The sequence below is a fragment of the Gluconobacter sp. P5B12 genome (assembly GCF_018812035.1).
Taxonomy (GTDB): Bacteria; Pseudomonadota; Alphaproteobacteria; order Acetobacterales; family Acetobacteraceae; genus Gluconobacter.
This window is the reverse complement of record NZ_JACRVV010000001.1, coordinates 404,508-423,821: the sequence shown is the minus strand read 5'-3', so window position 1 is coordinate 423,821 and position 19,314 is coordinate 404,508. Positions and strand designations below refer to the sequence as shown.

Sequence of the window (19,314 nt, the reverse complement as noted above, 5' to 3'; positions counted from 1 at the left end):
GCTTCGTTACGGGAAAGCTATCCATGTCATCCAAATCCCAGCGCAACCGCGCGCTGCTCTTTCTTTTCTGTTCTCCGCTGGCAGTGATCATGGCACTGCCTTCAGCCAAAGCGGCCACCGCGTCGACAAGCAGCAAGAAACACACCGCAGCGCACAAGGCTGCAGCCGTTTCCGGCGGATCGGAACAACTGGTCATCACCGCAAAGCGCACCCGCTCCGAGCAGACACTGGGCCGCGTTCAGATCCAGCGCATCATGCCGGGCATCAACCCCATCAAGGCGCTGCAGATCCTGCCGGGCGTCGTGTTCAACAATGCTGACCCCTGGGGCAACAACGAGCAGAACTCATCACTGTATGTGCATGGTTTTGCCAAGGAGCAGCTCGGTTATACGCTTGATGGAATTCCCCTCGGCGATCAGGCCTACGGTAACTACAACGGCCTCTCCCCTCAGCGCGCATCCATCAGCGAAAACATCGGATCTGCCTCCATTGCCACCGGCGCAGGCGGTCTGGGCACGGCCTCCACGTCCAACCTCGGCGGTACACTCGAATTTACGACGCAGGATCCACTGCGCAAGCGCGGCGCCCAGATCGAGCAGGTCTTCGGGAGTTGGTCCACATTCCGCACCTTCGCGCGTCTCGACACGGGTGAATTCGGAAATGGCAACTCGGCCTATGTCTCATTCGCCCGTCAGGATGCACGCGCATGGGACTTCGCTGGCCATCAGGGCGGCTATCAGGTCAATGCCAAGTTCGTTCACCACAGCGCCCATGACCGCTTCTCGGTCTTCTTTGACTGGTCCCAAAAGGTTGAACCGAACGAAGACAGCGTAACCCTGCCGCAGGGCTACGGCACATATGTCCGTCCCTTCACGTATCCCAACTTCAATTACGCGAAATCCTATATCAACTCAGCCGAGTACAGGAATGCGGGCCTGAATTACCGCAACTATTATTCTGCCGCCCAGCGGGAAGATTTCCTGGCCTATGCAAAGTGGACGCATGATTTCAATGCGAACCTGCACTGGGATAACTCGATTTATTATCATCACGATCTGGGGGAAGGTGTCGTCGCCGGCCCCATTTCTGCCGCGGGCCTGCCGACATTGTTCGCAGCGTATTTTCCGGGCCAAGACCTTAACACCGTTTTCGGTGGCTCCGGCTATGCGACCCGTACAACCGAATACTGGGACAACCGCGGCGGCCTGATCTCCACGTTGCGGTATCACCTCGGCAAGCATTCGATCGAAGTCGGTGGCTGGTATGAGCGCAACAACAATACACAAGCTCGTCGCTGGTATCCACTCGATGCCAACAACCCGACCACACCATACGAACGCCAGCAGAACGCGCTGATCGACCAGTATACGAACAACTTCTACACCAACACGTTCGTGACCCATCTGCAGGACAACTGGCAGATTTCCAAAAACTTCTCGCTGGCAGCCGGCTTCAAGTCTGAGTTGGTTTACACGAACGGCACGCTGCCTGTTGCTGCAAAGGCGGGCTCGCTCTCTCCGTCCTACGCTGTCACGGCTCCGGGTGGCACCATTGCTGCGGAACGTCCGTTCCTGCCATCCTTCGGTGCCGTCTGGAACATCACGCCCAATGAACAGTGGTTCGCCACCATTCAGGAAAACATGCGCTCCTTCCAGGACGCAGGCTACGGCAACGCCACACCTTGGGGCGCAACCAGCCAGGCTGCGTTCGAAGACTTCAAGAAGAACGGAAAGCCGGAAACATCATGGACGTATGAAACCGGTCTGCGTGAGCACCGCCAGATCCACCTCGGCCCGCTCACATCCATCGAAGGCCAGCTCTCCTACTACCACGTTCACTTCTCGAACCGCCTGCTGGCTGTTGCCACCACACAGACGCTGTCGTCCATCATCGGCTCCGCAACCACGCTGGCAAACGTCGGTTCTGTGACGACCGATGGTATGGACTTCTCGTTCACATCCCATTTCGGCGAGCATTTCTCGCTCTACAACGGCCTGTCCTATAACAAATCCACCTACAACGATAACTACAGCACCGGCACGACAACCGTGCGGACTGCCGGAAAGAACGTTGTGGGAATGCCTGCCTGGTCTGAGAAGTTCGTCTTCAGCACCAACTGGGGCAATGCTTATGGCCAGTTCATCGGTGTTGTGACCGGCAAGCGTTATGCAACCTACACCAACGACATGTACGCGGCCCCGTTCGCGCAGTTCGACATGAACGCGGGCTACACATTCCATGGCATTCCGCACATTGCAGCCCTGCGTGTTCAGGGTAACATCACGAACCTGACCAACACCCGCGCCTGGTCCACCATCAACGCGACCCAAACGTCTGGTCAGTTCAGTGCCTTCCCGGTTGCCCCGCGCAGCTTCTTCCTGACACTGAACGCCACGCTGTAAGGACTGATCCATGCTGACGCGCCGCCGCACTTTGGGCCTGCTTTCCGCCGCCCTCCCTGCTCTTCACCTGAGCCGCTCCGCACAGGCGGCTCCTTCCCTGGCTCCAAAGCCACTGGTGTTTGCTCACCGTGGCGCGTCGGCTCTCCGTCCTGAACACACACTCGCCGCCTATGCCAAAGCCATGCTGGACGGTGCTGATTTCATCGAGCCCGATCTGGTCATGACAAAAGACGGCCATCTGGTCGTCCGTCATGAAAGCAACATCGCTGATACAACGGATGTTTCAGATCATCCGGAATTTGCCGACCGCAAGAAGACCGTCACCATTGACGGCCAGAAGCAGACCGGCTGGTTCACGACCGATTTCACCCTCGCGGAACTCAAGACACTCCGTGCGCGTGAGCGCTTGGCCACCCTGCGCGTCCACAACACCCGCTACAACGACCGCTTCGAAATCCCAACATTTGAGGAGGTCATCGAAGTTGTCGCTGCTCAGGCTGCAGCCACTGGCAAGACTTTTGGTCTGATCCCGGAACTCAAGCATTCCACGCATTTTCACAGTCTTGGTCATGATCCGGAAGCGATCTTCCTCAAGACCATCGCGGCTCACGAATATACGCATCAGGCCCCGCTCGAAATCCAGTCTTTCGAGACGTCCAACCTCGCCCGCATCCGGGAGCAGGCACTAGCCATCAACCCACAGACACGGTTGATGCTTCTGATGGGCGAACGCAAACAAACCCCACCCGATCTTGCCGCAGCAGGAAAAACAACCACTTTCGGCGATCTGATGACGCCGGATGGACTCAAAGACGTCCGCCGTTACGCAGACGTCATCGGTCCTTCCAACGCGGATCTCATTCCGCGCGATTCAAAGGGCGCATGGCTTGAGCCCAGCTCGCTCGTGGATGACGCTCACCGCGCAGGCCTTCTCGTTCATTCCTATACAGCGCGCCCGGAAAACTACTTTCTTCCCGCCCAGCTTCGAAATGACGCAGGCCCCGCAGCCCGCAACCCAGAAGGCATGATCGCAGAGGTTCGCCGCTATCTGGATATGGGGATCGACGGCTTCTTTACGGATGACCCTGCGCTTGGTCGGCAACTTGTCGATACGACCTTCTAAGGTTCCAGCCCTGACCAGTCTGTCAAAACGGTGCTTTGCCTCCAGATGATTTCTCGAGCGCAAAGCACCGTTTTTTCATGAGCCAAGCCCCGAATGGTCCTGCCCTGTCTCTTTTCTGCGACCAGAACGGCTCAAAGGCGTTTCAGACAGATCAACATGATGAAGACAGGAGACGACATGTCCATTCGCTCCCTTCCCCTCCTTGTTCTGGTCTTTGCATATCCAGTGATGGCTTCTGCGGCCTGTACCAACGATGCGCTCCCTATCGCTTTACCCATCCAGAGAATGGACGAGCGGCTTCAGGATCTTGCGCATAAAACCGGTTGCTTCATGGAGGTTGACCCGTCACTCCTCCAGGATCTGAAAGCACCCGCGCTTTCGGGCAAGCTGACAGCACGGCAAGCCTTGACGAAGTCCCTGAAAGGGAGCCGGCTCAGATACCGTTTCGTCAAGGATCATTGGCGGATCACATTGATGCGTGGAGCGGACGACCACCCGATCCATGACTCTTTCGTTCAACCTTGGTGACGCTATCAATCATCCCAGCTTGAAATGCTTAATAATCGCCTTGTTGAAGGCAGGGAGATCGTCGGGGCATCGTGAGAAAACGTAAGGACCATCTGTCACAACGTCCACGTCCACCCAACTTGCGCCGGCATTCTCAAGATCGGTCTTGATCGCAGGCCACGATGTGATGGTGCGGCCTCGCAGTTCGTTGACTTCGATCAGGACCTGCGCTCCGTGACAGATCGCAGCGATCGGCTTGTTGGCCTTCACAAACTCCTTCACGAACGCCACGACATCTCGGTTCATGCGGAGGCTATCAGGAGAGGCAAGCCCTCCCGGCAGCAAAAGAGCATCAAAATCGGAAGCTTTCGCATCCGCAATACCCAGCTCTGCTTTAATTTTGCGAGACGGATAAATGTCCTTGTTGACCGCCTGAAACTCGCCAGCTTTCAACGAGATTACAGTAACAGTCGCGCCCGCTTTCTCCAGCGCCTCTTGTGGAGATGTCAGTTCGATTTCTTCCAGGCCATCAGTGGCCAGTGCAGCAACTTTAACCATGTTTCTGGTCCTTTCATAAAAAAGGGCAGCCCGATTGCGGACTGCCCTTCTGAGCATCAGGCGTTGAGATAAATCGTCTTGGTCTGCACATAGGCTTCCAAACCATGCTGACCGTCTTCTCCACCAAGGCCACTTTCCTTGTAACCATGATGGAAGCCTTGCGGCGCTTCACCGCCCGGACGGTTCACGTAGACCTCCCCGAACTCCAGTTCGCGGGTCATACGCAGGATACGACCGAGATCCTTCGTAAAGAGATAGGCTGATAGCCCATACCGGCAGTCATTGGCCCAGGCGAGCGCCTGATCGAAATCCGCCACCTTTATAAGCGACATGACAGGGCCAAACACCTCGTTATGAACAATGTCCATATCCTGTGAGACGTCCGTCAGCAGTGTAGGGGCGTAAAAATAGCCCTTATCATAGACACCGCCCGTTAAGCGTTTCCCACCCGTTTCCAGCGTTGCGCCTTGGCGAACAGCCTTTTCGACAATCTCGTGAACCTTGTTGAGTTCGTCTTCGCTCACCTTGGGGCCCATATCCGTTGAAGGGTCAGTCGGCAGACCAACCTTCAGAGCGTCGATCTTCTGACGAACCTTCTGTACGAAGTCGTCGTAAACCGCTTCATGGATGTAAGTGCGTTCATTGCACGTGCAGACCTGCCCCGTGTTCATGAAGCGGGACTGCACGGCCGCTTCCGCAGCCTTCTCCAGATCAGCATCTTCCATCACCAGGAAAGGCGCCTTGCCACCAAGTTCCAGGCGAACTTCCTTCAGCGTCTCCGCTGCGGCCGCCATGATCTTTTTCCCGGCAGGCGTTGAGCCGGTCATGGTGATGAGCTTCACATCCGGATGCGCGACCAGCGGAACTCCGACTTCCGGCCCATCACCCGTGACGATATTAACGACACCTTTGGGAATGCCCGCTTCCTCAACCAGCTTTGCCAGATGAAGCGACGCAAGCGGCGTCAGTTCGTGAGGCTTCACAACGATCGTATTGCCCGCCGCAATGGCCGGCCCAATCTTGCGAGCGCAAAGAGCCAGGGGAAAATTCCAGGCCGTAATGGCTCCAATCACGCCAAGAGGCACACGATCGATCAGAATTTTCTCATCCGGGGTACTCCCGGGAATGATTTCCCCCTGAAGACGCAGCGTGTTCTCAGCCGAAAACCGCAGCAGCCCGATTGCGAAATCAACTTCGACTTCGGCTTCCTTCAGGGGCTTACCCATTTCGGACGTAATGATCTGGGCCAGAACCTTCTTGTCCCGCTTCACCAGATCTTTCAGCGCATGGACATAATCCGCGCGCTCCGTCGCTGTCTTTCGGCTCCAGGCGGGAAAGGCCGCCTTGGCTGCTGCTACCGCCTTATCCAGATCGGCCTCACCACCCCGAGCCGCCTGGCCGACCGTTTCTTTCGTGGCGGGATTTTCGACAGGAATCCATTCTCCCGTCTGCGGGGAAACCCATTCACCGTTAATGAAGAGATCGTATTTCTGAGCCATGAGTGCTCCTGTTTTGCAGGAAGCGCATCCTGCGCCGCTTTATTCCAGACGCATGAGACCGCTGCCGGTTCAATCGATGACCCGACACTGGCAAGAGATATGATTTATTAAAAGTGATGATAAATCAGTGTTTCGTTCACTATTTATGAGTCTTTAGAGATTGAACCCAAACTATCCATGAACAGCCGGGCCAACACGCTCACTCGCGGCTCCCGCCAGACCGAATAGATATCACTGCCCTGAAGATCTGTGGGGTACTGCACAGCAATGCTTGTCTTACGAACAACCCCCAGAGTTGAAAGAACACTCTGCGGAATACACGAAATGCCCAGTCCCGCCTCTACGCAGGCCATAATGACGTCATAAGACTCAACGGTATGGATAAGGCCGCCGCCAAAGCCCTTCTGCTCCAGCCAAGCCTCAAAATACCGGCGATACAAACAGTCTGTATTGAACAGAAAGACTGCCTGACCTGACTGAAGTGTCTTCTGTCCTTCGGGCAGAATAAGTGCCAGACGCTCGCGAAAGGCAAATGCACTGCCCATCATAGGATGCTCGATTGGCCCATCCGTCAGAGCAAGATCAATCTCGCCATCAACCAGCATGCGCTCAAGCGTATCTGTCGGCCGGATCAGGATCCTGATTTCCACACCCGGTGCCGCTGCCAGAAACTGCGGCACTCGACTGGGTAAATATTCCTTCAGTGCGACGTCCAAGGCCCCGACAGTCAGTATCCCCCGAGGCACGCCTTCAGAAAAGAGATCTGTGAGGTGTCGTGCCTCTTCCACGACGCGTTTGGCCTGTTGGTGAAACAATCGTCCTTCCGGCGTCAGAAAGAGACGGTTCTTTTCCCGCGTAAACAACTCCTGCCCCAGAAGCTGCTCCAGTTCCCGCAAGCGCGCCGTCACGTTGGACGCCACACAGTTCAGTTTCCGTGACGCTGCCACCACCGTTCCTGTCTCGACGACAGCACAGAACATTTCCAGCTGTGCAAGACGCAACGGATTCATGGGCGATTTTTCCTCAGCAGCGGACTCTTATCCCCAGATTCATGGAACATCTCCGGGGACGTCCCTGTGGATGTTTTATGAAGAACTGGGGATCACTCTGGAAAGGGCAGCTTTCCTGCGGAGTCGCACGATGAGCGTATCGAGAGCGGAAAGAAACCGGCTTCGATCCGCTTTTCCAAAGGATGGATTGTACGTATTCACCACGCCGGTTTCGCGCAGGTCATGCATCAGATCCCGCATGGCCGAGACCATTCCTACGGACCGATCATCGATTTCTTCACCGTTGGGACGCAGAACGGCCGCCCCCTTTTCCAGACACCGCACGGCCAATGGCACGTCGTTCGTGACCACGATGTCTGCTGTGACAGCCTGCTCTGCAATCCAGTCATCCGCAACGTCTGGCCCTTCCGGCACGACCACACGCTCAATCAGTGGCGACTGGGGGATATTGATCCAGCGATTGGCAACAACCAGCGTCTGGAGGCCGTAACGGCCTGCCACACGGTAAATCTCATCCTTTACAGGGCAGGCATCTGCATCAACCAACAGCCGCATGGAGTTCCTTCTGGTTTTCTTCATCACGAAACTGCTGGATCAGCTTCTCCAGCACAACATCGGGGTGATCTTCACCACAGACATGAATGACCGGCTCGTCGTCACCCGGCTCTTCAAATGTGGAAAGCTGGCTCGGCAGCAGACTTGGCGGCATGAAATGACCTTTTCGATGGGTCATACGGTCAGCCAGAGTGTCACGAGCAACACGAATATGAATAAATTCAACGGGGAGATCGCGGCGCAGTTGTTCGCGATAAATACGCTTCAAGGCGGAGCAGGTGAGGACAGCACCGTGACCCGCTTTTACTTCCCTGCTCAGCCAGTCATGGCAGAGTTCCAGCCAGGGCTTGCGGTCTTCGTCCGTCAGCGGCTGACCCGAGCTCATCTTGTCAACGTTACTTTGGGGATGGAGCGCATCCCCTTCCTGAAAATGCCACCCCAGGCGGGTGGCAAGGCCGGTGGCGATCGTTGTCTTGCCTGTCCCGGAAACACCCATCACGACCAGAAAACGCGGCCGGACACCTATGGCCTTACTGACGTGCGCAGTCTCTATGGTTCCCATCGCTCCACTCCCTGTTCTGTCGCAACCAGAACTTCAGACGCCATGTTCAGGAACATGCCGTGTTCCACCACGCCCACGATCGCGTCTATTTGGCGCGCCAGATCTTCCGGGTCCTCGATCGGGCCGAACGTGCAGTCCAGGATCATGTTGCCATTGTCACTGACGAACAGGTTCCCATCACGGTCGGTCCGGGGCTTAACGCCCTTGGCACCGCAGGCTGACAACCGTTCTGCCGTGCATTCCCAACCAAAAGGAATCACTTCCACGGGAACAGGAGCACGCTCCCCAAGGTGATCAACTGGCTTGCTGCCATCCACAATCACCACAAATATCTTCGAAGCCTGAGCCACGATCTTTTCACGCAGAAGCGCCCCGCCAAGGCCCTTGATGAGGTGCAACGGCCCCCGCTGAACCTCATCCGCGCCATCAATGGCAATATCGAGCTGACGATGAGCGGAAAAATCCGTCAGCGGAATACCCGCTTTTTTAGCCTTGCGGGCACTGTCTTCAGATGTCGGAATCCCGACAATGTGAAGGCCTTCTACCACGCGTTCACCGAGCCGCTCGATCATGTAGGTGGCGGTGCTTCCCGTGCCGAGTCCAACCACCATGCCACTCTTGACCATATCGGCAGCGCGACGCGCGGCAGTGCGCTTGTGCGCCTCCATATCCGAGCTCATGCGGCGTCTCCCGTTGCGGCACGATCTGCCAGAATGACGATCCGGCCTTCACTGGTCACGTTTGCAGACGGCAGAGTTTTATCGCCCTCACGAAGACGCTGGAGCATTTCCACCTTGGATGCCCCGGTCACCAGAAAGACGACCAGCGCGCTGGAATGGATGGCAGGATACGTCAGCGTAATGCGCTCGTAGGGTGCGGTCTTCGGCGCTGCCGTTCCCACCCATGCCGTCTTTTCCTGAAGCACAGGCTCGCCTGGAAACAGGGAGGCCGTATGTCCATCCGTTCCCAGACCAAGCATCACGAGATCAAACAGCGGGCGAGCCGGGTCCAGCTCGGTCGCGCCGTATGCAGTCTCAAGAGTTTTCTGATAGGCGCGCGCATCCGCCTCGACCGTCCCACCCGTCGGGATCGGGTGAACGTTCTCGGCAGGAAGCGGAACGCGACTAATCAGAACAGATTGACCAACTGTATGGTTGCTATCCGCATGACCTTCGGGAACATGGCGCTCATCCCCGTAGAAAATCTCAATACGATCCCACGGGATACGCTTGGCCAGCTCTGGCTCAGCCAACAGTTCGAACAATCGCTTTGGCGTCGAACCGCCAGACAGAGCCACACGGAACTTGCCGTCCGTCTTGGCCAAAACACCATCTACCAGAAGATCCGCCATTCGCAGGGCTACTGCTTCAGCACTCGGCAGTGTTTCCAATGTGGCGGTACGGATATCGGTCGTCATGTGTTTTTGACCCTTGGCAGAATGTAGCGCTCGACGGCTTTGGCCCAACCATCACGCTCATTGGTGTCAGTGAGAACCTGAGCAGCGGCTTTCACGTCGTCTTCAGCCTGTCCCATGGCAATGCCCAACCCCGCGACGGCAAACATCGGCAGGTCGTTGTGGGCATCCCCCAGACAGGCCACTTCATGCGGCGCCACACCGTGAGCGAGGGCCAGCTCACGCACAGCTTCGCCCTTGTTGGCGAGCGCCGGAGTAATATCGAGCAGCATCTCGGAAGAACGGCGCACACTGGCTTCACCACGAAGCATAACAGCCAGTTCCGTCTCCACACGCTGAAGCAGGTCGTAGTTGTTGCTCACACCCATGACCTTACCGATCCCGTCAAATTCCTGACGCAGATCCGGCACTGTGTGAGGTGTCAGCCCGGTGATGCGGCGCTCATGCTCAACAAACGGCGTCGCGGCGTCGCGCACCATCCAGTAGGACTGACGCAGCAGCCAAGTCTCGATCCCATGGACATGTAGCATGTCATGCACCACGGAGAGCACATCACGCGACAGGACACGGCTTACTGTCGGTGTTCCATCTGGTGAAAAGATGATACCGCCGTTAAACCCCGCGTTCTGACCGCTCAAGCCGAGTTGTGAGATGTATTTTGTCATCGCAGCCGGAGGCCGCGCGCTTGCCAGACAGAGCGGAATACCGCGCTTCTGAAGCTCCTTTGCCATCGCCATCGTAGAGGGAGCGATTGTCTTTTCCGGTGTCAGGAGCGTTCCATCCATGTCGGATACAACCATCCGGATCGTCTCCGGAAGCGCTGGAAGTTCCGCGTGAATGGTATCTAGGTCAATGGACATACAAGCCCCTGTCGGTCGGCCATATTGAATGGGGGAGTGAGCATACTGTGCCCACTCCCCCTTGCCCATCCGTCAGAGGGGCTTATTTCTGCTCGACGTGACCGCCAAAGCCGAAACGCTGCGCCGAAAGAATCTTCTCGGCGAAGTTGTTGCCCGACCGCGAACGGAAACGGGTAAACAGGGCCGCCGTCATCACTGGCGCCGGCACATTTTCTTCAATGGCGGCTTCGATCGTCCAGCGACCTTCACCAGAGTCAGCAACTTCACCAGAGAACTCGGACAGTTCGCCCGACTTCGCGAGCGCTTCCGCCGTTAGATCCAGCAGCCAGGACGACACGACACTGCCGCGACGCCAGACTTCTGCAATATCCGCCATGTTCAAGTCGAAGCGTTCACCTTCGGCCAGAACGGGCGAGTTCTTGCTCTTCATGATGTCAAAGCCTTCAGCGAAGGCCTGCATCATGCCGTATTCGATCCCGTTGTGGATCATCTTCACAAAATGCCCGGAACCGGATGGGCCACAGTGCAGATAACCCTGCTCGGCACGCGGATCGAGATTGGTCGCGTCCCGGTTCGGCGTGACGGGAACATCACCCTTTCCAGGGGCCAGAGCCGCCAGAATTGGATCGATATAATCCGCAGCCTCTTTCGGCCCGCCATACATCATGCAGTAGCCACGTTCGAGGCCCCACACACCGCCGGACGTGCCAACGTCAACGTAGGAAATCCCCTTCGCTGCCAGCTCTTCCGCACGACGGACGTCATCCTTGTAGTAGCTGTTGCCACCATCAATGATGACATCTCCCTTGCCGAGAAGCGTGCCGAGCTGCTTCACGCAGGCTTCGGTAATCGCACCAGCCGGAAGCATGACCCAGACGACACGATGCGTGTCACCTTCAAGACCCTTTACAAGCGCCTCGACGCTGTCCACGCCTGTGGCGCGACCCTTTTCGGATCGCTCCACAGTCGCTGCCGTCACGGCAGCCGTGCGGTCATGCACAACAACATCATGTCCATGCCGGGTCAGACGGACGGCAATATTGCCGCCCATACGACCCAGACCAATGATACCGATCCGCATGTTTATGCTCCTGCCACCGCTTTATGGATTGCCGTGGCAAGGGTCTTCAGGCCCTCTTCCAACGGTCCATCGATATGCACCCGGAGGGCACGACGCCCACGGGCCGAGAGAACTTCAAAGTCACCGCGTGCCTGTGCCGCCTTGACGACACCGAAGCTGAAACCATGCCCCGGAACCGGAACGTCGGCAGCATCAGCCGCAGTTACCTGAAGGAAAACACCACTGTCGGGGCCGCCCTTGTAGGCCTGGCCTGTCGAGTGAAGGAAGCGCGGGCCGAACTCGGCTGCTGTGGCAACCTTCAGCGCATCCCGCAATTCCATCCGAACGTCCTGCGCCCAGTCCCGTGTTTCACGGTTGCGCTCGATATAGGCCAGAAGGCCAACATAATCGCCCGCACCAACACGGCTGAAGTGCTTCTTGAGAACGGAAACAGCGTCTCCTCCCCCAAGAACACCCGCATTCTTTTCATCTGCGTAGAAAGACAGCTTTCCGTCGATTGCGAACGGCTCTTCTGCTGGCAGTGAACCAGTTTCAGCATAGGCGTTCGTCAGCTTGCGGGTTTCAACCTTGCTGAACTCGACATCCGGCTGATCAAACGGGTCAATGCCCAGAACCGCACCTGCAACAGCAGTTGCAAATTCAAAGACAAAGAAGGCCTGCCCGATCTCGTTTTTGTCTGCCAGACGCACCGTAATCACCGGAGCTCCAGCTTCACGCAGTGCTCCAAGACGACTATCCGGAACGTCGTCGCCCAGCAGGATGTCCACGAAAACGCGGTCCTTGCCGTAGACGTCAGGCGTGCCGAGCACTTCCTCGTCAATCGGGATCAGACCTGTGCCCTTCTTACCGGTGCTTTCCGCAATAAGCTGCTCAAGCCAGGCCCCGAAGGACGCAATGCCCTTGGAAGCAAGGATTGTCACCTTGTCACGGCCGAAGCACTTGGCGGAATGACCAAGGATCAGACCCAGCGTCACACCGGGGTTAACGTGTGCCGGTGCGCTTGGACCACAGCTCTCGACCATCAGATTGGTAATGGTCAAGAACTTGCGAACATCCAGACCGCTGACGGCGGCTGGCACCAGTCCAAAGTTTGACAGGACAGAGAACCGTCCGCCGATTTTTGGATCGCCGTAAAAAATGCGCCAGAAGCCGTTCTCTTCAGCGACCTTCTGCATGTGGGAATCAGGGTCCGTGATGGCGATGAAGTTATCGCCCGGAGCCTTGCCCAGAGCCTGACCGGCAACCGTCCAGAAATGCGCGAACAGAATGTTCGGCTCCAGCGTACCGCCAGACTTGCTGGCCACGATGAACAGGGTCTTCTTGAGATCAACGGCCTTCTCATAAGCCCGAACCTGCTGCGGGTCGGTGCTGTCGAGAACATGCAGCTTCGGCCAACCTTCCTGCTGACCGAAGGTTTCGGCCAGGACCTCTGGGCCAAGGCTCGAACCGCCCATACCCAGAAGCAGGATGTCAGAGAAACCACGACTGCGGACATCACGAGCCAGAAGTTCCAGCTCTTCGATGTGCCACAAACGATCCTGAACGATGGTCAGCCAGTTCAGCCAACCGGCTTCAGCACCATTCGTCCAGACAGAGGCGTCCTTCGCCCAAATGCGACGGACCAGACCTTCCTTGCTCCACGCCGTCTCGGATTCAGCAACATCGTCGCGGATATCCGAGGGAAGGTCAGCTGTGACGTGGAGCAACCGTTTTCCCAGCACAGACTCCCGCTTTTCAGCGACCGCACCGAGAAGAGTGTCGAAGGACTCAGAGAAGGACGCACAGCCATCCTTCACCAGCTTCGCCGTGACACCGGCCAGATCCAGACCAAGGCGCTCGGCCTCAGCCAGAACGTGACGGGCTTCTTCAACGTTTTCCGTCAGGCTCTCACGGAGCTTACCGTGATCACGGAACGCATCGAACGTTGCTGGCGGAATGGTGTTGACCGTCTCCGGACCAATCAGCTCTTCGACGTACAGGACGTCAGAGTAAGCCTTGTCCTTCGTGCCGGTGCTGGCCCAGAGCAGACGCTGCGGGTTTGCACCCTTGGCAGCAAGTGCCTGCCAGCGCGGGCTCTTCTTGACGTCAAGGTAATACTGATAGGCGGCCTTGGCGTTTGCGATGGCAACCTTGCCACGCAGAGCCTTGAGCGCTTCGGCATCCTTGTCACCCGCAGCGACGCGGCGGTCGATTTCGCCATCGATCTTTGCGTCAATACGACTGACGAAGAAGGAAGCAACGCTGGAGATGTGGGAAATGTCTTCCCCACGGGCTGCGCGGGCTTCAAGACCGGAAATGTAAGCTTCCAGAACGGCCTTGTACGCATCCAGAGAGAACAGCAGCGTCACGTTGATGTTGATGCCGTCTGCAATCGCTTCGCGGATCGCACCCGTGCCTTCTTCCGTACCCGGAATCTTGACCATCAGGTTCTTACGACCGACAGCCTTCCACAGGCGACGGGCTTCCGTGATGGTGCCGTGCGCGTCAAAGGCCAGATACGGAGAGACTTCGAGGCTGACGTACCCGTCCAGACCCTTTGTCTTTTCGAACACCGGATAAAGGACACCGCAGGCAGCGCGGATGTCATCAATCGCGAGGTGCTCGTAAAGGTCTCCAGCAGAGAGACCTTCCCCTTCGAGAAGCTTGCGGATCTGAGGATCGTATTCCGTCCCCTTACCGATGGCCTTCTCGAAAATGGCCGGGTTGGAGGTGACCCCGCGAAGCCCGTCTTCCTCGACAAGCTTCTTGAGGCTGCCATCTTCCGTAAAACTGCGCTGGATAAAGTCCAGCCAGGGGGACTGGCCATGCTTTTCCAGATCCCGCAGGACACTGCCCACTTTGTCTAGGCCGGTGTTAGAGATTGTGTCCGCCACAGGTTCTCTCCTTACTTGCTACGGGCAGCCTGACGCTTCGCGGCGCCATAAACTGCTTCCGGCGTAAAACCGAACTTGGTCAGAAGTGCAGAGGCAGGAGCCGATGCACCAAACGAATTCATGGCAATGATCGAGCCGCCAAGACCGACATAACGGTCCCAACCGAAGGCCGCAGCCTGCTCGACAGCTACGCGGCCGATCACGTCAGGCGGCAGAACGGAATCGCGGTATTCCTGGCTCTGCTCTTCAAACAGATCGAAACTCGGGATCGACACCACGCGGGCCTTCACACCTTCTGCCGTAAGCTTTTCATAAGCTTCGACAACCAGCGATACTTCAGAACCCGAAGCCATCAGAATCACATCCGGCTTACCTTCACAGGAGGCCAGAACGTACGCGCCCTTGGCCAGACCGGAAGCCGCTGCATACTTCGTGCGGTCAATGGTTGGCAGATTCTGGCGGCTTAGAGCCAGAACAGCAGGCTTGTGCGTCATCGGGATCAGCGTGCGCCATGCCTCTGCCACTTCGTTGGCGTCGGATGGGCGGATCGTCATGATGCCTGGGGTCGCGCGAAGTTGAGCAAGTTGCTCGATCGGCTGATGGGTCGGGCCATCTTCACCGACGCCGATGGAGTCATGCGTAAAGATATACGTGACCGGCAGTTCCATGATGGCCGACAGACGGATCGGAGCCTTCATGTAATCGGAGAAGATCAGGAAGCCGGAGCCATAGGCGCGGATGCCGGACAGCGCGATACCATTACAGATCGAGCCCATCGCGTGTTCACGCACACCGAAGTGCAGGTTGCGGCCACCATAGGTGCCACCCCACTGCGGCGGCTGGAACGATCCACCACCCTTGATGTCCGTCTTCGTGGACGGCGTCAGGTCAGCAGACCCACCGATCATCCAGGGCAGGTTCTTGGCAACGGCATTCAGCACTTGGCCAGAACTTGCGCGGGATGCAACGCCCTTGGCATCAGCCTCATAAACCGGAATGTCCTTGTCCCAGCCTTCTGGCAGACGGTGCTCGAAGATTGCTTCAAGCTCGGCGGCTTCCTTCGGATGCGCTTCCTTGTAAGCCGAGAACAGTTCGCGCCACTGGGCACTGGCTGCTGCACCGCGCTTGCCGAGACCTTCAGCGAAATGTTCCTGGACACCATCCGGAACATAGAAATCACCGGCATTTTCCGGCCAGCCATAAGCTGCCTTCGCGCCCTTGATTTCATCTTTGCCCAGCGGTTCACCATGAGCAGAAGCTGTGCCGGCCTTCTTCGGCGCACCGTAACCAATGACCGTCTTCAGAACGATCATGCTCGGGCGGTCCGTGACCTTCTTTGCTTCCTGAAGGGCCTTCAGGATTGCCTGAACGTCGTTACCGTCCGTCAGCGTCTGAACATGCCACTTATAGGCCTCGAAACGCTTGCCAACGTCTTCGGTCAGGGCAAGGTCGGTCGAGCCTTCAATAGAGATCTGATTGGAATCGTAAACCCAGGTCAGGTTGCCGAGGCCCAGATGACCGGCCGTTGAAGCCGCTTCCGAAGCCACACCTTCCATCATGTCGCCATCACCACAGAAAACCGTGACATGATAGTCGAACAGCTTGAAACCGGGGCGGTTGTACGTTTCAGCCAGCCACTTTTCAGCAATGGCCATACCCACGGAGTTGCCACAGCCCTGACCCAGCGGGCCGGTCGTTGTTTCAACGCCTGAGGTGAAACGATATTCCGGGTGGCCCGGCGTCCGGGAGCTCAGCTGGCGGAACTGCTTCAGGTCCTCGACAGTGAGAGCTGGCTGGTCCACGACCTTTCCATCCTGGATGTCCCGAACGCCTGTCAGGAACAGCGTCGAGTACAGGAGCATGGAGGCGTGTCCGACGGACAGGACGAACCGGTCACGGGCTGGCCATAGCGGATCGGCAGGATCGTAGTTCAGATCATGCTGCCAAAGCGCATACATGGCCGGGGCGAGAGCCATTGCGGTTCCGGGATGCCCGGAATTCGCACGCTCGACGGCGTCCATGGAAAGGGTGCGGATGGTATTGATACCGAGTTCAGGAAGCGTACTCATCGGTATGGGGTCTCCGGCTTGTGACGAGCGGGGGAAAGGTCAATGATGCCCCCGCACCTTCTGCAGCCACGGCATGACGCGATATCACGTCTGACGCAATGCTTGATGGGTAAACCATATTGTGAAACACGGTCTTGTGCTTGACGACAACCCGCCTCACTTCGATGGAACACGTTATTTCAACCCACCTTCGTGGCGCCCGGATAACGCTGTTTCAGGACGAACCCCTGCCCAGCGCTTCCGCAATATCCTGAAGTGGCAGCTCAGCCTGCGTCCCCGCTGGCCTGATGCCCTGCCCCCTCAGAAACCCCACACCCTGACTGCTCCCGCGCCCGGTGAATGTCTCGCAACGTTCATCGGCCATGCCACCGTTCTGCTTCAGTTCGGCCGGCAGGGACGTGAACCATTACGCATCATCACGGACCCGGTGTTTTCAGAACGCTGCTCCCCGTTCCGGAGTTTCGGCCCCCGACGCGTCCGGCCACCCGGCATCTGTTTTGAAGACCTGCCGCCGATCGATCTCATTCTGGTTTCACATTGCCATTACGACCACATGGATCTCCCGACCCTGCGCATTCTGGCGCGCAAAGGTGATCCGCTGTGCATTACGTTGCCGGGAAACCGTAGCCATCTGGAAAAAGCTGGCTTGCCCCGCATTGTCGAACTTGACTGGTGGAACAGCACGCAGGCTGAAGGTGCGCGTATTTCTGCAACTCCAGCCCTGCATGGCAGCGCACGCACTCCATTCGACCAGAACAAGGCGCTCTGGGGTGGCTTCGTGATCGAAGCACAGGACAAAACCGTGTTCTTCGCCGGAGACACAGCGTGGGGCCGTCACTTTGACGCGATCCATAATCGCTGGAACACGATTGACCTCGCAATCCTCCCAATCGGTGCCTACGAGCCACGCAATTTCATGCGTCGCGTTCACATGAACCCGGAAGAGGCGGTTATGGCCTTTGATACGCTCAAGCCCACCCAGGCGATGGCCATTCACTTCGGGACATTCCAGTTGACTGATGAAGCTATTCTGGAGCCTGCGGCACGCCTCCATCTGGCCTTTCAGGACCGTGCCCGTCCCTTTAAAGCTCTGGAAAACGGGGAAACCCTGGCTCTTTCGCCCCCTCCCGCAAGCCGCTAACCTACCGGCACTATGTCCCCCTTGTGGAAACCGTCATGAACGCACAGACCGTCAACTTCACGCCTGAACAGATCACTGCCCTGTTCATTGACGCCGCCCGTGAGGGTGACACGGACCTCCTGACCCAGTTCCTGGATGCAGGAATGGTCATCGATACACCTGACAGTCGCGGCTACACGGCCCTCATTGTCTCGACCTACAACGGACATCTGGATGCCGCGCGGCTACTCCTCGCACGCGGAGCCAATACGGAATCCGTTGATCTGAAGGGGGCCACGGCCCTGTCCGGCGTCGCCTTCAAAGGCATGACGGACATTGCACAGGTCCTGATCGACAATGGGGCTCAGGTGGATCACGCAAATTTCTCGGGCCGGACGCCTCTGATGTTCGCCATCATGTTTGGCCGTACGGACATGGCACGGCTTCTTCTGTCTGCGGGCGCCAATCCGGATCATCGGGACGGCGACGGCGTTTCTGCCCGTGACCTCGCAGAGCGACAGGGTGTGACTGGCTTTTTCGATCAGGAAACAGGCGCATGAGCCGCTTCTGGAACAAACGCGTCCACGCTCTGGACCCTTACGTCCCTGGCGAACAACCTAAACTAACCAACCTGCTGAAGCTCAATACGAACGAGTCTCCGTATGGTCCGAGCCCGCGGGTACTAGAGGCTATCCGAGAGACTGCAACGGACGACCTTCGCCTTTACCCGGACCCAACTGCAACAATCCTGTGTGAAACCATCGCGAAGCGCTTCGGTGTCACAACAGACCGGGTTTTCGTTGGAAATGGCTCCGATGAAGTCTTGGCTCACGCCTTCCGTGCCCTCTTTCACGATGACGCACCGCTCTACTTCTCGGACGTCACTTACGGCTTCTATCCGGTCTATTGCAGCCTGTTTGAACAGCCCTTCAAGCAGTTCCCGCTCAACGACGACTACGAGATCGACATCAACGCTTATGATGGCCCCTGCGGTGGCGTTGTCGTTGCCAACCCCAACGCCAATACGGGTCTGGCCCTCTCGCTTGAGCAGATCGAAACGCTCGCTCTTCGCCACCCGGATCGGACGGTCATCATCGACGAAGCATACGTGGATTTCGGTGCCGACTCGACTATCGAACTGACGAAGCGTTATGACAACCTTCTGGTCGTGCAGACACTTTCCAAATCCTACGCGTTGGCAGGCCTGCGTGTCGGTTTCGCAATTGGTTCACCGGAACTGATTGAGGGCCTGATCCGGGTGAAGGACAGTTTCAACTCCTATCCGCTTTCACGCCCGGCACAGGCAGGGGCCATTGCCGCCATCAAGGATACGGACTGGCTGGAAGAGATTACGGCCCGAGTGATTGCCAGCCGGAAAACACTTGTCCCTGAACTGGAAAATCTCGGCTTCCAAGTCCTTCCATCCTGTGCCAACTTCATTCTCATGCGCCACCCGGCGCATCCGGCCGGATCGGTTGCGAGCGCCCTGCGCGAGCGTTCGATCCTGGTGCGGCATCTTTCAACCCCGCGTATCCAGAACTGGCTACGCGTCACGATCGGAACGGACGAGGCCTGCACACGCCTGATTGACGCCCTGCGGGCCATCATTCTCACAAACCGATCCTGAACCACAGTTGGGCGGACTGATCCGCCCTCACGATCATGACCTTTCAGAGGCTGC

The 19,314-nt window shown here is 57.5% G+C and carries 17 protein-coding genes; 6 read left to right on the top strand and 11 right to left on the bottom strand.

Going from position 1 to position 19,314, the window contains the following annotated elements:
* Positions 1 to 23: 23 nt before the first annotated feature.
* From KP702_RS01915 to KP702_RS01905, 3 genes are all read left to right on the top strand, one after another.
* Complete coding sequence (locus tag KP702_RS01915; RefSeq protein WP_215768425.1) at positions 24 to 2,402, top strand: TonB-dependent receptor; 2,379 nt, start codon at positions 24 to 26, stop codon at positions 2,400 to 2,402.
* A 10-nt stretch (positions 2,403 to 2,412) separates the two neighbouring features.
* Positions 2,413 to 3,525 carry a glycerophosphodiester phosphodiesterase gene (locus KP702_RS01910; RefSeq protein WP_215768424.1) on the top strand — a complete coding sequence of 371 codons (1,113 nt, stop codon included), beginning with the start codon at positions 2,413 to 2,415 and terminating at the stop codon, positions 3,523 to 3,525.
* 177 nt (positions 3,526 to 3,702) lie between these two features.
* A complete protein-coding gene (locus KP702_RS01905) occupies positions 3,703 to 4,053 on the top strand; it encodes an STN domain-containing protein (RefSeq protein ID WP_252348487.1) in 351 nt (116 codons plus the stop codon).
* A 9-nt stretch (positions 4,054 to 4,062) separates the two neighbouring features.
* Here the strand turns inward: KP702_RS01905 and KP702_RS01900 are convergent, their stop codons facing one another.
* From KP702_RS01900 to tkt, 11 genes are all read right to left on the bottom strand, one after another.
* Positions 4,063 to 4,590: a type 1 glutamine amidotransferase domain-containing protein gene (locus KP702_RS01900; RefSeq protein WP_215768423.1), complete on the bottom strand. Its 528-nt coding sequence runs from the start codon at positions 4,588 to 4,590 to the stop codon at positions 4,063 to 4,065.
* A 56-nt stretch (positions 4,591 to 4,646) separates the two neighbouring features.
* Positions 4,647 to 6,089, bottom strand: coding sequence for an aldehyde dehydrogenase (gene aldA, locus KP702_RS01895; RefSeq protein WP_215768422.1), 1,443 nt, complete (start codon positions 6,087 to 6,089; stop codon positions 4,647 to 4,649).
* Positions 6,090 to 6,232: 143 nt separating this feature from the next.
* Entirely contained in the window at positions 6,233 to 7,099 is an 867-nt protein-coding gene (locus KP702_RS01890) for a LysR family transcriptional regulator (protein ID WP_215768421.1), read from the bottom strand.
* Positions 7,100 to 7,174: 75 nt separating this feature from the next.
* Positions 7,175 to 7,654, bottom strand: coding sequence for a YaiI/YqxD family protein (locus tag KP702_RS01885; protein WP_046899914.1), 480 nt, complete (start codon positions 7,652 to 7,654; stop codon positions 7,175 to 7,177).
* Positions 7,638 to 8,216 (bottom strand): gluconokinase, encoded by a 579-nt coding sequence (locus tag KP702_RS01880; protein ID WP_046899915.1) that lies wholly within the window; start codon positions 8,214 to 8,216, stop codon positions 7,638 to 7,640. The genes KP702_RS01885 and KP702_RS01880 overlap by 17 nt, the downstream gene beginning before the upstream one ends.
* The gene (rpiA, locus tag KP702_RS01875) at positions 8,204 to 8,896 is read right to left on the bottom strand and encodes a ribose-5-phosphate isomerase RpiA (protein ID WP_215768420.1); all 693 of its coding nucleotides are present in this window, start codon (positions 8,894 to 8,896) and stop codon (positions 8,204 to 8,206) included. The genes KP702_RS01880 and rpiA overlap by 13 nt, the downstream gene beginning before the upstream one ends.
* On the bottom strand, positions 8,893 to 9,633 hold the full coding sequence (gene pgl / locus KP702_RS01870) for a 6-phosphogluconolactonase (protein WP_215768419.1): 741 nt from the start codon (positions 9,631 to 9,633) through the stop codon (positions 8,893 to 8,895). Before pgl ends, rpiA begins: the two co-directional genes overlap by 4 nt.
* Positions 9,630 to 10,490, bottom strand: coding sequence for a Cof-type HAD-IIB family hydrolase (locus KP702_RS01865; protein ID WP_252348486.1), 861 nt, complete (start codon positions 10,488 to 10,490; stop codon positions 9,630 to 9,632). The genes pgl and KP702_RS01865 overlap by 4 nt, the downstream gene beginning before the upstream one ends.
* Before the next feature lie 82 nt (positions 10,491 to 10,572).
* The gene (gnd, locus tag KP702_RS01860; RefSeq protein ID WP_046899919.1) at positions 10,573 to 11,571 is read right to left on the bottom strand and encodes a phosphogluconate dehydrogenase (NAD(+)-dependent, decarboxylating); all 999 of its coding nucleotides are present in this window, start codon (positions 11,569 to 11,571) and stop codon (positions 10,573 to 10,575) included.
* Between the two features lie 2 nt (positions 11,572 to 11,573).
* On the bottom strand, positions 11,574 to 14,444 hold the full coding sequence (locus tag KP702_RS01855; protein WP_202206423.1) for a bifunctional transaldolase/phosoglucose isomerase: 2,871 nt from the start codon (positions 14,442 to 14,444) through the stop codon (positions 11,574 to 11,576).
* Positions 14,445 to 14,455: 11 nt separating this feature from the next.
* Positions 14,456 to 16,513 (bottom strand): transketolase, encoded by a 2,058-nt coding sequence (tkt, locus tag KP702_RS01850; RefSeq protein ID WP_086634411.1) that lies wholly within the window; start codon positions 16,511 to 16,513, stop codon positions 14,456 to 14,458.
* A 121-nt stretch (positions 16,514 to 16,634) separates the two neighbouring features.
* On the opposite strand from tkt, the gene KP702_RS01845 reads away from it, so the two are divergent.
* From KP702_RS01845 to hisC, 3 genes are read left to right on the top strand one after another with little or no spacing between them, the layout of a single operon-like run.
* Positions 16,635 to 17,654 carry an MBL fold metallo-hydrolase gene (locus KP702_RS01845; RefSeq protein ID WP_373687825.1) on the top strand — a complete coding sequence of 340 codons (1,020 nt, stop codon included), beginning with the start codon at positions 16,635 to 16,637 and terminating at the stop codon, positions 17,652 to 17,654.
* 35 nt (positions 17,655 to 17,689) lie between these two features.
* The gene (locus tag KP702_RS01840; protein ID WP_046899923.1) at positions 17,690 to 18,193 is read left to right on the top strand and encodes an ankyrin repeat domain-containing protein; all 504 of its coding nucleotides are present in this window, start codon (positions 17,690 to 17,692) and stop codon (positions 18,191 to 18,193) included.
* Positions 18,190 to 19,260 (top strand): histidinol-phosphate transaminase, encoded by a 1,071-nt coding sequence (hisC, locus tag KP702_RS01835; protein ID WP_202206422.1) that lies wholly within the window; start codon positions 18,190 to 18,192, stop codon positions 19,258 to 19,260. The genes KP702_RS01840 and hisC overlap by 4 nt, the downstream gene beginning before the upstream one ends.
* Positions 19,261 to 19,314 lie beyond the last annotated feature (54 nt).